The following is a 12,112-nucleotide window of genomic DNA, read 5'->3' on the forward strand; positions in this document are numbered from 1 at the left end:
ACCTCCTTGATCTACTATATCTGTTGTTTTATCCCTTGATCCCGGTTGTAGCGATTCCTTCCACAAAATACTTCTGCATCGAGAAGAAGAGAATCAAGCTAGGAACTAAAGACAATACGGACATGGCAAACATCGGCCCCCAGGACGATTCTCCGGTCGAATCCATGAACAGCCGCAGTCCAAGCTGTACCGTGTAAAGAGCAGAATCATTAAGATACAGCAGCTGGCTGAAAAAATCATCCCATGTCCACATAAAGGAGAACAATGCAGTAGTGACTAACGCGGGAAAGGCGAGCGGCATAATCATGCGGTAATAAATCTGCACAGGCCCGCAGCCGTCAATCCGTGCCGATTCATCCAATTCCCTCGGCAAACCCCGGATGAACTGAACCAGCAGGAAAATAAAAAATGCCTCTGTAGCGAGAAACTTAGGCGTAATCAGCGGAAGGAAGCTGTCGACCCAGTCGATATTTTTAAACATAATATACTGCGGTATTGTCTTGACGTGCTGCGGCAGCATAATCGTGATCATCATCATGGCAAACCAAAGCTTCTTCAGACTGAAATCCAGCCGTCCAAAAGCGAAGGCTGCCATCGAACAGGAGATCAGATTACCAATAATGACAAAGACGCATATGAGAATAGAGTTCCAAAAATATATGCCGAAGCCGCGTCCGGCAATCCCTTTCCATCCATCGGCATAATTGCCGAAGGTGAACTCTTTAGGCCAAAGGCTCAGGTCGCTAAAAATATGTTGACTTGGCTTCAGCGAGCTCATGAACATCCAAATGACGGGGTACATCATCAGTACTCCCAGCAAAATTACAAAGCAATGCTTTAGAAGCACCGTATAATTTTTTGTCGTCCGTTCCATGGTTTTATTCCCCTCCATCCCCATATGTCACCCAATGCTTCGAGGAAGCGAATATAACGGCTGTAAATATGCCAATAATCACAAGAAGTACCCAAGCCATCGCGGAAGCATAGCCCATTTCAAAGAAAGAGAAGCCTTTAAGATATAAATAAAGGGTGTAGAACATCGTCGAGTCTAAAGGTCCGCCTTTCCCGCCGCTTACGATAAACGCAGGGGTAAATGCCTGAAACGAGCTGATAATTTGCATAATCAAGTTAAATAGAATGATAGGGGACAGCATAGGGATCGTAATACTCATAAACTGCTTGAATTTGCCTGCACCATCAATCTGGGAAGCCTCATAGTAGTCCTGAGGGATCTGCTTCAGCCCTGCCAGAAAAATAATCATCGAGGAACCGAACTGCCAGACCGACAAAGCAACCAGCGACGATAAGGCATACTTAGGATTGGACACCCAATCCGGCGCCTGAATGCCAAAGTAATCCAGGAGAAAGCTATTCACAACACCGCCACCGCCGAACATTTTTCGCCAAAGCACGGAAATGGCCACGCTTCCTCCCAGCAATGTCGGAATATAATAGATTGTTCTATATAAGCCAAGACCTCGCATGCCCTTGTTCATAAGTATTGCTACCAGCAAAGCAAAGGCAAGCTTAAGAGGAACCGAGCTAAAGACATAGGTGAAGGTTACCTGTAATGATTTTATATAGCGCGGATCGTGATTGAACATCGTGTCGTAGTTGGCAAGACCGACCCATTTAGATGGTGTAAGCAAGTCAAAATCGGTGAAAGATAAATATAACGAAGAAATCATCGGTATAAGTGTCAGAACAAAGAAACCGATAAACCAGGGCAGTAAAAAAAAGTATGCCGTTGCATTACGCTTCCACCACGTTACTAACGGGCGGCTGCCGGCCCGGTCATCTTGACCGGGCGCTGTTGGTGTAACTGCAGCCTGACTCAATGTGCGCTCATCCTTTCTGTCCATTACACTCTAATTCGCTTTATTCACTGCCGCTTCCGCCGCAGATACGACATCCGTCGCTGCTTCTGCCGGCGATTTAGTCCCAAATCCTACAGCCATAGCCGCATTATTCAGTTGTCCGTCGAATTCGCTAATGTTCGGAAGCTCGCGATCCATCGTACTGGCCGTACCTGTTGAGAGATTAAAGTATTCGTAAATCTTCTTATCAATATCGGAACCTTCGCCGATCAGCATTTCTCTTACCTTCTCTGAGCCCGGAATGCCGCGGTCGTTGCCGAGGATTTTAGTGGCTTCCAGATCGTTAACCATAAAATCGATGAACATAGCCGCTTCCTTCGGATGCTTGGATTGCTTACTGACCGTCATGAACTGACTCGGCTGAATCCACAAGCCAGAGCGCTTCTCGTCTTTGGCTGCCGGCAGCAGGCTAACGCCCAATTCATCCTGCATGGCATTTTGGAAGCCGGACATTTGGTTCGACCATACAAGCGACATCAATACTTTGCCCTGTACAAGCAAGGATACATCCGGGCTTGTCTCTGACATGGAGGCCGTTGCTTCGGAGGTAGGAACAATCCCTGCTTCCCGGAAGCCCTTCCACATGTTGAACCAATTTTCAATATCCTCCTTGGCAAAAGCTACTGCACCATCGCGATAAAAGGTTTTGTCCTGCTGACGAAGGAAGTAGTTCAGATAATGCGGGAAAAATGATTGATCCGCAAAGGCATAAACGCCTTTGTCCAGCTTTGCCACCGCATCCTTGCCAAATGCCTCAAGCTCTTCCCATGTCATGTTATCCTTCGGCGGCTGAAGTCCCGCCTTCTCCAATAATGCCTTGTTATAAATAAGCCCAAGCACATTGGAACCCAGGCTGATTCCGTATTGTTTGCCATCCATAGCTCCTGCTTCGATCACATTCTGGTCAAAATTATCTACATTGATCTCCTGTCCCATATAAGGGGTCAAATCCATTAAGGCATCCTTAGAAACGTAGTCTGGATAGTTATTGCCGAGCTGCATCAAATCCGGTGGATTCCCGCCAGCAATTTGTGTAGCCAGCTTGTCGAAATATCCATCATTGCCCATGTATTCCGGGTTGACTTTAATATGCGGATATTTCTCCTGGAACTTTTCAATGACCTTTAATGTCGCATCATGTCTGGCCTGAGAGCCCCACCACATAATTCGGAGGTTCACCTTCTCCTCCCCGGCGCCTTTTGATGTACTTGCAGCATTCTTACCGTTTTCGCCCCCGCTTCCCGAGCAGGCTGTAACGACGAGCAGCATTAGAACCAGTAAAGCTGTCAACAGTTTCTTCTGAATTTTCATGTTAGTTCCCCCATTCTGTTTTTTAAATGCTAGAAATCCTTCTATTTATATTTAAAAAAAGAGAGTAACCGTTTTCATAACTTGTAGTTCATTCAAGCTCAATCGCTTAAATGCAAAGCAAGTGCAGGCTTGCCGGCAAGCTCGTCAACCATATTCAGCACTAGCATATTCCAATTCAGGAATCCGCCGTTCATGACGGGCTGCCCACTGGCCGGATCATAATATTCATGGAGCGTTCCGCTTCTCTCCAGGTCGCTGCCGAAAAGCAATACCGTTTTTCGAGCAATCTCCTTCGCCTCTGCCTTGAATCCGTAGTTCATTAATCCGCGGAACGCTACGTAGTTGACGATTCCCCAGATCGGCCCAAGCCAGTTTGACGGATTATTGGTCGCCGAAATATTATACATTTTCTCATCCATAGCAAGCGAAGGAACTCCATAGGGACTGTTGAAAGTATTTTTGTCCGCGAGATGCAATCCAGATAAATAAGCGCTTTGCTCCAGCGTCGCTGTTCCCGACCATAAGGGAATAAATCCACTCCAAGCGCGAACTTTAATCGGCAGCGTCTTCCAGAAGACACCTAGTCCCGTATGGAACCAATCGAACTGACGTGTTTTAATGTCGACATCCACTGAGTAGAAAAACTTGTCCCTTGGATCCCAGCATTCTTCCTGAATCGCCAACTCCAGCGTCCTGGCTTTCTCCAAATAATGTTCCCTTCTGCCCATAAATCCCCATTTGCTGCAAAGTAAAGCCATGGCTTTCAGTTCGCTGACCATAAATGCATTTAAATAAATATTAGCCGTTGAATATTTCGGTCTTCCGAAGGTCGCTGGATCATTGTCCATCCCAATCATGATGTCGTCCGCCCAAACATATAGTTTGCAGTTCTCATGATAGTAATCGCGGTCATAGCAGCCGAAATACTTTTCTAACCCTTCAACGTATTGGCGTGCCCACTCGTAATCGCCGCAATGTCCCGAAATAAGGGCAATGTGCTGACTCAGAAACGGCTTGTGCATATTGAGCTTGAAACCTTCCTTGCGCTTGCATATAAGATAAGGCTCCTCTGTCTTGCCCTTCTCAATCATCATGGGAATATAGCCATCCTCCTGCTGATGATCAAAGAAGTTATGGATACTTCCCTTCGCGTACGGTGTCACTGCTCCCACTGGAAGCAGGCTGCCCTCCAAATTCAGCAAGGCGTAGGCCGACCAGAAAGAATCCCAATCCCATAGATTCGCGCTATACACGGATCCTGGGTCTATAAAAGGATATTTCAAATAATGCGACGGTTCCTTCAAGCAGCCTACAGCTTGTTCAGCTATGAAACTACGAAGCAAGGTCACATGCTGATCATAGCTATTCGTGTTCATCTGCAACCTCCTGTAATGTATCTTGAGATCGTATTTCCTCAGTTATTAATTCGCTTTCAAAGTAATAATGCCCCGAGCCGGCCGTATAGACCGACCGCCCTTCCTTGCCCCCGACATATTTAGCCGGGCCGACGGTATGCGTCACGCTGCCGGGAATGCAAAGTTCAGCAGTGGTGTTCACTGGCAGGCTTACCTTCATGCTAAATCTGTTGTTCTCCCTGGCCCAATCCACGGTTATGGTGCCGTAAGGACATTCGTAAATGCCCTTAATATGGGTCAAGCTGCCTCCCGGATATGGCTTTATCCGTATTTTCTTAAATCCAGGTTCAAGGGAATCAGGCTCTATACCGGCAGCATATCTGTACAGCCACTCTCCTACGGAACCGAGCGAGTAATGGTTGAATGAGTTCATCGAGGGAGACTGAAAGCCTTTCTCCTCCGTCCAGCCATCCCAGCGCTCCCAAATGGTCGTAGCTCCGTGCTTCACCGAATACAGCCAGGACGGGAACTCCTCCTGCTGCAGCAATTGATACGCAAGATCATTCAAGCCGTTCTGCGATAATACCGGAAGCAGATACCCTACGCCGAGAAAGCCGGTGCTTAAACGGCAGCCATTATTAACGATAAGCTGTTCGAGCCGGTTTATCGCTTGCGGCTTAATCGCCGGAGCAAGAAGATCAAAATGGATAGCTAACACATATACAGTTTGTGTATCCCCTTTGATCCTGCCGTCAGAAGAAACATAGGCCCCCATAAAGGCATCGCATATTCTCTTGAATAGGGCTAGATAAGCTTGTTCATCCTCATCTTTCCCAAGCACTCGCGCTATTCTTGCCAGCAGGGAGACACTGTAGCCGAAATATGCTGTGGCGAGCACATCCTTAGGGGTATCCGCGCCGATGGATAACCAATCGGCATGATCCGCATAATCAGCCCGCAGCAATCCGTCGCTGTTTTTCTCCAAATATTCAACCCAACGCTGCATGGAAGCATAGCAGTCGCTCAATATATCCAAATCACCATACATCAGATAAACCGTCCACGGAATGATGACACCTGCATCTCCCCAGCCTGCATTATCAGGCGCAAACCATTTTGCATTGCTGATGCCTTTATAAATCCGCCATCCGGCATCCGGGGCAACATCAGGGAACGCCCCCTCCGGCGACTGTGCATCTATGATATCTACCATGTACTTCCGGAAAAAACCCGCTACATTCATGTTGTATGAGGCCGTGCGAATGAAAATTTGCGCATCTCCAGTCCAGCCCAGCCGTTCATCGCGCTGCGGACAATCCATCGGAACGGACAAAAAGTTGCTGCGCTGTCCCCACTTGATATTGGAGATAAGCTGATTAACCAATTCATCGGAAGTGTGAAGCTCTCCGCTAGGCGGCGTGTCCGAATGTATGACCTTTCCCGTTAACGCCAGCACAGTCACTTCTTCGGAAGAAGTCTCTACTTCAGCGTATCTGAAGCCATGAAACGTAAAATGGGGTTGAAAGGTTTGCTTCGACTCCCCATCCAGCACATAGTGACAGGTTTGTACGGCTTTCCGCAAATTCAAGGTATACAATAAGCCGGATTCATCCAGCATTTCCGCATGATTGACCGAAACTTTGCTGCCTGCCGGGCCGATCGCCGTCAATGAAGTCCAGCCGGTCATATTTTGACCAAAGTCGAATATGATGGTTCCTCGTTCTGTCATGTAGCTCCGAACAGGCTCCAAGGTTTGCGTTATTCGAACGGGCGGGCCATTTTGCGGTTGAAGCGTGCCGGGATAATCCTGAAATAAATCCGGTACCGTCCAGTTGGAATCGTCGAACCCGGAGCGATCCCATCCACGTTGCTCAAGCCGGGAATCAAAGCTCTCTCCCTTAATCATATCGGAATAGCGAATAGGCCCTTCATTCATTCGCCAGCTTTCATCGGTACAAAAGCTTGCGCTCGTTCCGTCCTGGTATTCTACCCGGAGCTGCATCAGGCAGCATGGATTGCTGCCATAAATCCGAGTTCCCATCATGCCTACATTGCCAGCATACCACCCTGTCCCCAGTATAATCGCCCAGGCATTTCTCCCTTCATGCAGCATCTGCGTAACATCATAAGCCTGATAAAGAGTTCGCTGTGCGTAATCTGTCCAACCCGGAGCCAGTATATGGTCGCCTACCCGTTCGCCATTCAGCCGTGCTTCGTACATTCCTAAGGCTGTTGCATATAACCTCGCCCTAAGAACAGGCTTGTCTATATTCAGCTCTCGGCGCAAATAGCTTGCGGGGACTAGCTCCTCCTCCTGCTGATCGGCCCGTCCGATCCATTTTCCGTTCCAATCCGCATCAGCCAATGCTGTATCGAATTTTCCAATGGGACTCCATACGCCGCCCTGCTGATTTGAGCACCAGATTTGAACTTTGTAAAAATAGGTTGTCCCTGAGGTTAACGTCCTGCCGCGATATGGAACATAAACAGATTGATCACTTTCTATCTTACCGCTATCCCACATATTCCCCTGATCTTCCGCCAAAATCGGCTCGCTATCAGCGACAATAATCCGATAAGCGACTTGCAGTAAATTCCACTCGGGGTCCAGAGAATCTTGTGCCAGCTGCCAACTAAATCTGGGGCAATCTGTTCCGATCGCCAGAGGATTTTCCTCATCCTCAACAAGCAGCCGCACGATTTTTATTGTCATATTTTTGCTATCTCCCCTTTAACTTAAGCCATTAAATCATTACTCTGCAGAATAATTGTTAAAGATTTATCCACAGTATAGGTGAAGTAAAATATAAATTTATAGGGCGATCCGGCATAATAAAAGGGGGGATAATGTAGACTTGATCTTTCCGTGAATCTATGTTTAATATTAGAAAAGCAATGCAAAAATTACCGTAGCCTATTCTTTCTTATATCTTAAAGGCATCAGCCAGCTCATTCTCTGCATGAAAATGGAGGCGCTTTCAAATGGTGTTTACATTGCGCGGCACCCGGTTCTTTGAAGATGATTTTCCAATCTACCTCAATCGTGAAGTCGAGGCGTTTCATCTACGGGAACATGTACATGATTTTGTGGAATTATGTTTGGTTGAAGAAGGACAAGGTCATCATTATATTGACAAAAAATCATACCCTGTGCAAAAAGGAGACATCTTTCTGCTGCCAGTAGGCACGGTTCACGTATTCCGTCCGGTCTCGGCAAAAAGCTCCCATCCGCTGGTAGTTTGTAATTGCATCTTCAAGTTGGAGGCGCTTCAGGAATTGCTGGGCTCCTTTCAGCCTGGCTCGCCGCTTTATGACATGTTGACCAGAACCTCTGCCGGAGAAGGCGGCTGCTGGTACCAGTTCCGGGACAAGCATAATCGACTGCACCAGTTGTTTAATGAGGCCTATATCGAGTACTACAACAGAGGCAGCAATTACAGGGTGCTTATCCGTTCACTAGTCCTGCAAATTTTCATCACACTCGATCGCCTCGCCAGGGAAACTGCTACAAGCTCGTATATAGAACCCTCTACCTTGAAGGCTGACAGGATGCAAGAAGCGCTGCAAATCCTGCAGGATCGCTATCAGGAGCATTTGACGCTAGAGATGATGGCGGAAAAATCATTCATGAGCGTCAGACAGTTCCAGAATATGTTCAAACAAGCCACGGGCAAAACCTTTAACCGTTACGTTCAGCACGTGCGTATTCTCAAAAGCTGCGAGCTGCTCGTTCATACCGACTGGTCTGTTGCTCAAATTGCTGAGGAGGTCGGTTACTCCGATATGAAGTTTTTTCATGCTTTATTTCGAAAAATTACAGGAGAAACCCCCTTGAGATATCGCCAAATATATAAAAAACAGGAAAAGTGCGAATCGGCATATAGTGCCAACAAATTTGTTATGTAGATAAATAAGAAGCGTCTATAAATTCTATATCCAAAAAAAGCAAGCGGGTCAGCCAAGGAAAGTCCTTGATCAACCCGCTTGCTCTTCAATCCTATGAACGGTCTCATAGAGTCCGCTATCAAGCCCGTCTTCAACGTTGATTGACTGCTATCTTACTGAGCCAGCGCTTTCTCGATCCACTGACCATCATCAATCTGCTGTCTGATTTCTCCGCTGAATCTGTCCATGCATTTGCAAATAAAGTCTTTGCGGCAAACCGGACAAGGAGTTCTCTGTAACCGGCTGATGTTCGTTAGCCGCCATTCCGGGTCTCGGTGAAAAAATACTCGGCACGCTGTACCATCAACCATCGTAACGATAAATTCGTACAGCCCTTCCTTTTCGTTGCTGCTGGCCTTGGTCACGTTGTGAACACTCGGTCTGTAAGACATGGTCATCACCCGTATTATCAAATTTAAATCCTAATTTAGTACTTAGACATATTAAATAATTTTTTGCAGTGTGTCAACTTGGAATGATATTACAATTAAATCCATTTCCTACACGTGAAAAAGACTTCTCTCGATCAGTATTGCCCATGAGAAGTCTTTTAAAATCATTACGATTCAATTAAGTTTAATTTTACTTCAATATTGCCTCTAGTCGCCTTCGAATACGGACAGAAATCATGCGCTTTACGCAGCAAGTCCTGAGCTGTATCGCGTTCTACTCCCGGAATTTGCGCATCGATGGCCACAGCTAATTGAAATCCGTCATCCCCCGGATCCTTGCCAATGCTTACGTGGTGCTTAACGATCACCTGATCCAATTTTACGCCTTCTTGTTCGGCTACATGCTCCAGGGCACTGGCAAAGCAAGCCCCATAACCGGCGGCAAACAGCTGCTCGGGATTAGTGCCAGAACCTCCCTGGCCTCCCAGCGCTTCAGGCATGCTGAGCTCTAGTTTCAACGCACCATCGGATGTCTCTACTGTACCTGTTCTGCCGCCTTGTATCATAGCAATTGCCGTATATATTGCTTTCATATTTCGCTCCCTCCTTGTTCAAAATTCGGGTCACTGTCCATTTAAAGCAATTAGCATGCTTTGAAACGCTCGAGATTAAAAAAAAGCCGTCTCAGCAGTAGATTAATCTACTGCTGAGACGGCCTTCCGTCACTTGATGTATGCGGTCGAGAGGACTCGAACCTCCACGGGTATACACCCACTACCCCCTCAAGATAGCGTGTCTGCCATTCCACCACGACCGCATATTGTTTGAAACGAACATTTTTTATTATATCGCTGCCATCGCTAAAAGTAAAGTGTTATTATTTTCCTCAGTATTTCTTAAGGCTTCTACGATATTCGGTAAATTCCAAATATTCTTGAATAAAGGCTTTTTCCTGATCGGTCAACTGACTGATTAAGCGAATCCAATCGATTTCATCGACGACATAATTTTCTCTGCGTTCAAGTACCCTTTCCTGCGGCCGCTCTCGCCCGGTCATCAGCCAATCCAAACTGACGTCAAAGTATGAGGCGATATCGATGAGTTTATTCGTACCGGGTGAAGATTTTCCGCGTTTCCAATCGCCCAAATTGCCAGTACTGATTCCAAGTGTTTGACAAAACTCCTTCTTCGTCATCGATTTGCTTTTGATCAGCCGTTCTATTCTTTCGTAAATGGACAAGTCTCCTACCTTCCTTCACAACAAAAAATTACGCATTTAAGTCATTATTGTTGTAAAATAGCGCAGTTGCGAGTATAATTTCATTATACCACTACTACGTACTGGTCATTACTCCCAGGATCATTATATCATAGACCTCTTCGGCCCTTCACTTCCTGGCAGTTATCCATCATGAATACAGCCTAGCATATATATTACTTATATAATAGATAGGAGTGTTCGCGATGTCCCACGAACCAACCTTATGGATTTCAGCTGCCCAATCCTTGAACCAAGCTCTTGCCATTACCGATGCCCAGGGTACCATACAGCATGTCAATCCAACCTGGACATCAAAGGCGGCACAGCTAGGTTTATCTCCCCTATGGGATCGTCCTGGAATTAATCTCATCGATTTCCTGAAGAATCCTGACAACCGTGAAATATGTCCTGACGCTCCGATGTTCCTTGCTCAGCTAAGCAATATACTTCATGGAGATTGTGCTTCCTATAGCAAGGAGTTACATTTTCATTTATCCCTTTCTCAAGAAGCGATATGGTTTCAGTTGGAGGTCATCCCCCTTATTGACCAACATAGCTCCCTAATCAACGGCATTGTTCTCAGCTGCATAGATACGTCACGCTATAAACGCTTTGAGCTGCAGCTTGTTGAAATCATCTCGCAAATACGAACGCTCCGCGGTTTGCTCCCGATCTGTGCGGTGTGCAAGCGAATCAAGGATGAAGAGAATCATTGGGATGACATTGAGAACTTTTTAATTAGGAATACTCATGCCGAATTTACCCACGATATATGTCCTGATTGCATCCGAGTCTTGTACCCTAAATATTCCTCCTTCCTTGATCAACCTGATGAGGAGGAGTAAGTGATCGAGCGCCTCCCTCTTTTATGATTGGATATGCCTGTTTCTTTTTCTGCCCAGCATTTGTCCTGCCGACGCTCCGATAATTCCGCCAACAATAAGACCAATTCCGCCTAGATTCATTAATCCTGCCAGTGTTGCTAATGCCGCCCCTGTACAAGCTGCCAATAGATGCGGAAGCGTACGTTCACCACCAAACAATAATGCCAGGAACAGCGCAGGAAGTGCGAAACTAAGCACAGTAGCTGTTTCTGAAGGTACAATTCCGCCGATTCCAGCACCCACTATCGTTCCGGCGATCCAAGATCCGTATGCAGCCAATGCAAAAGTTAAATAATACGAAGGTGTAAGCCTTTCACCTGCCGCCGCACGGTTAGAGGTAACAACAAAGCTTTCATCCGTAAGGCCGAGTGCTGCTAACCACTTTAATGGTTCCCGCCAATCTGCTAAATAAGGCCCCATTGTAGCGCCATATAAGACATGACGCATATTAACAAGAAGGATCGTAGCAATGATTGTGACTGGAGCCGTTACTGTTTCAAGCATGCTGATCAGCATAAACTGTGCTCCTCCGGAATAAATCCATACAGAGCTAAATACGGATACGTACCATGGCACACCGCTAGCTGCCGCCAAAACACCAAAAGTAATAGATAAGGGAAAATAGGCCAACACTATAGGCAAGACGTCTTTTAATGCTAAAGCAATTCTATCTTGTCGACTCATATTTGTATCTCCTGTCACATCAAATAATAGGCTATTGCGTAGAATGCGATGCCAGACACAACGGTTAGCAACAATCTTCGTGTCCACCAGGCAACTATTATCGTCGGGATCGCTGCTAACATCATCGTGTTATCCCTGAGCGAAACCCATTGTCCATCATTTAGCAATAGCAAGGGCCCAAGCAAAGCTCCAAGAACCGCCGGTGACACATAGGAGAGCCACTCTTTAGTCCGGTCTGACCATTGCACGCGGCTTCCCAGCGCGAGTGATCCTGCGCGAAATAAATAAGTCCCTAATCCAATAAGAAGAATAATCCATAGTTGAGATTCCATTAACTCATTCCTGTCCTTAAGTTGTCTTGATGATTAGGCGGCACATCAAATTTCATGTATTCCGCCCGGTT

At 46.5% G+C, this 12,112-nt stretch carries 12 protein-coding genes and 1 tRNA gene; 2 read left to right on the plus strand and 11 right to left on the minus strand.

Annotated features, from left to right (window positions below; translation table 11 throughout):
* Positions 1 to 28: 28 nt before the first annotated feature.
* The 5 genes from CZ379_RS22960 to CZ379_RS22980 form a co-directional block, all read right to left on the minus strand.
* Entirely contained in the window at positions 29 to 874 is an 846-nt protein-coding gene (locus CZ379_RS22960; protein WP_110933738.1) for a carbohydrate ABC transporter permease, read from the minus strand.
* 4 nt (positions 875 to 878) lie between these two features.
* Positions 879 to 1,730 (minus strand): carbohydrate ABC transporter permease, encoded by an 852-nt coding sequence (locus tag CZ379_RS22965; protein ID WP_234405076.1) that lies wholly within the window; start codon positions 1,728 to 1,730, stop codon positions 879 to 881.
* Positions 1,731 to 1,868: 138 nt separating this feature from the next.
* The gene (locus CZ379_RS22970; protein WP_110933740.1) at positions 1,869 to 3,188 is read right to left on the minus strand and encodes an ABC transporter substrate-binding protein; all 1,320 of its coding nucleotides are present in this window, start codon (positions 3,186 to 3,188) and stop codon (positions 1,869 to 1,871) included.
* Between the two features lie 98 nt (positions 3,189 to 3,286).
* On the minus strand, positions 3,287 to 4,564 hold the full coding sequence (locus tag CZ379_RS22975) for an MGH1-like glycoside hydrolase domain-containing protein (RefSeq protein ID WP_110933741.1): 1,278 nt from the start codon (positions 4,562 to 4,564) through the stop codon (positions 3,287 to 3,289).
* Positions 4,551 to 7,256 (minus strand): glycoside hydrolase family 78 protein, encoded by a 2,706-nt coding sequence (locus CZ379_RS22980; protein WP_110933742.1) that lies wholly within the window; start codon positions 7,254 to 7,256, stop codon positions 4,551 to 4,553. Before CZ379_RS22980 ends, CZ379_RS22975 begins: the two co-directional genes overlap by 14 nt.
* Positions 7,257 to 7,525: 269 nt before the next feature.
* Between CZ379_RS22980 and CZ379_RS22985 the strand changes: the two genes are divergently transcribed.
* Positions 7,526 to 8,449 (plus strand): AraC family transcriptional regulator, encoded by a 924-nt coding sequence (locus CZ379_RS22985; protein WP_110933743.1) that lies wholly within the window; start codon positions 7,526 to 7,528, stop codon positions 8,447 to 8,449.
* 152 nt (positions 8,450 to 8,601) lie between these two features.
* Here CZ379_RS22985 and CZ379_RS22990 read toward each other — a convergent pair whose 3' ends face one another.
* The 4 genes from CZ379_RS22990 to CZ379_RS23005 form a co-directional block, all read right to left on the minus strand.
* Positions 8,602 to 8,880: a hypothetical protein gene (locus CZ379_RS22990; protein WP_110933744.1), complete on the minus strand. Its 279-nt coding sequence runs from the start codon at positions 8,878 to 8,880 to the stop codon at positions 8,602 to 8,604.
* 167 nt (positions 8,881 to 9,047) lie between these two features.
* On the minus strand, positions 9,048 to 9,473 hold the full coding sequence (locus CZ379_RS22995; protein ID WP_110933745.1) for an organic hydroperoxide resistance protein: 426 nt from the start codon (positions 9,471 to 9,473) through the stop codon (positions 9,048 to 9,050).
* Positions 9,474 to 9,614: 141 nt separating this feature from the next.
* A tRNA-Leu gene (locus CZ379_RS23000) sits at positions 9,615 to 9,697 on the minus strand.
* Between the two features lie 69 nt (positions 9,698 to 9,766).
* Positions 9,767 to 10,120 carry a helix-turn-helix domain-containing protein gene (locus tag CZ379_RS23005; RefSeq protein WP_110933746.1) on the minus strand — a complete coding sequence of 118 codons (354 nt, stop codon included), beginning with the start codon at positions 10,118 to 10,120 and terminating at the stop codon, positions 9,767 to 9,769.
* 224 nt (positions 10,121 to 10,344) lie between these two features.
* Here CZ379_RS23005 and CZ379_RS23010 point away from each other — a divergent pair, with 224 nt between their 5' ends.
* The gene (locus tag CZ379_RS23010; protein WP_110933747.1) at positions 10,345 to 10,986 is read left to right on the plus strand and encodes a nitrogen regulation protein NR(II); all 642 of its coding nucleotides are present in this window, start codon (positions 10,345 to 10,347) and stop codon (positions 10,984 to 10,986) included.
* A 21-nt stretch (positions 10,987 to 11,007) separates the two neighbouring features.
* Here CZ379_RS23010 and CZ379_RS23015 read toward each other — a convergent pair whose 3' ends face one another.
* Both CZ379_RS23015 and CZ379_RS23020 read right to left on the minus strand, forming a co-directional pair.
* On the minus strand, positions 11,008 to 11,709 hold the full coding sequence (locus CZ379_RS23015; protein ID WP_110933748.1) for an AzlC family ABC transporter permease: 702 nt from the start codon (positions 11,707 to 11,709) through the stop codon (positions 11,008 to 11,010).
* Positions 11,710 to 11,723: 14 nt separating this feature from the next.
* Positions 11,724 to 12,041 (minus strand): AzlD domain-containing protein, encoded by a 318-nt coding sequence (locus tag CZ379_RS23020; protein WP_110933749.1) that lies wholly within the window; start codon positions 12,039 to 12,041, stop codon positions 11,724 to 11,726.
* Between the last annotated feature and the right edge of the window lie 71 nt (positions 12,042 to 12,112).

Source organism: Paenibacillus bouchesdurhonensis (genome assembly GCF_900155685.1).
Classification (GTDB): domain Bacteria; phylum Bacillota; class Bacilli; order Paenibacillales; family Paenibacillaceae; genus Fontibacillus; species Fontibacillus bouchesdurhonensis.

What these genes read in the sequence shown, in the direction of transcription:
- CZ379_RS22960 (WP_110933738.1), bottom strand. Translation starts at nt 874, where the DNA reads ATGGAACGGACGACAAAAAATTATACGGTGCTTCTAAAGCATTGCTTT.
- CZ379_RS22995 (WP_110933745.1), bottom strand. Translation starts at nt 9,473, where the DNA reads ATGAAAGCAATATATACGGCAATTGCTATGATACAAGGCGGCAGAACA.
- CZ379_RS23015 (WP_110933748.1), bottom strand. Translation starts at nt 11,709, where the DNA reads ATGAGTCGACAAGATAGAATTGCTTTAGCATTAAAAGACGTCTTGCCT.
- CZ379_RS23010 (WP_110933747.1), top strand. Translation starts at nt 10,345, where the DNA reads ATGTCCCACGAACCAACCTTATGGATTTCAGCTGCCCAATCCTTGAAC.
- CZ379_RS22985 (WP_110933743.1), top strand. Translation starts at nt 7,526, where the DNA reads ATGGTGTTTACATTGCGCGGCACCCGGTTCTTTGAAGATGATTTTCCA.
- CZ379_RS22990 (WP_110933744.1), bottom strand. Translation starts at nt 8,880, where the DNA reads ATGTCTTACAGACCGAGTGTTCACAACGTGACCAAGGCCAGCAGCAAC.
- CZ379_RS22975 (WP_110933741.1), bottom strand. Translation starts at nt 4,564, where the DNA reads ATGAACACGAATAGCTATGATCAGCATGTGACCTTGCTTCGTAGTTTC.
- CZ379_RS23020 (WP_110933749.1), bottom strand. Translation starts at nt 12,041, where the DNA reads ATGGAATCTCAACTATGGATTATTCTTCTTATTGGATTAGGGACTTAT.
- CZ379_RS22980 (WP_110933742.1), bottom strand. Translation starts at nt 7,256, where the DNA reads ATGACAATAAAAATCGTGCGGCTGCTTGTTGAGGATGAGGAAAATCCT.
- CZ379_RS22970 (WP_110933740.1), bottom strand. Translation starts at nt 3,188, where the DNA reads ATGAAAATTCAGAAGAAACTGTTGACAGCTTTACTGGTTCTAATGCTG.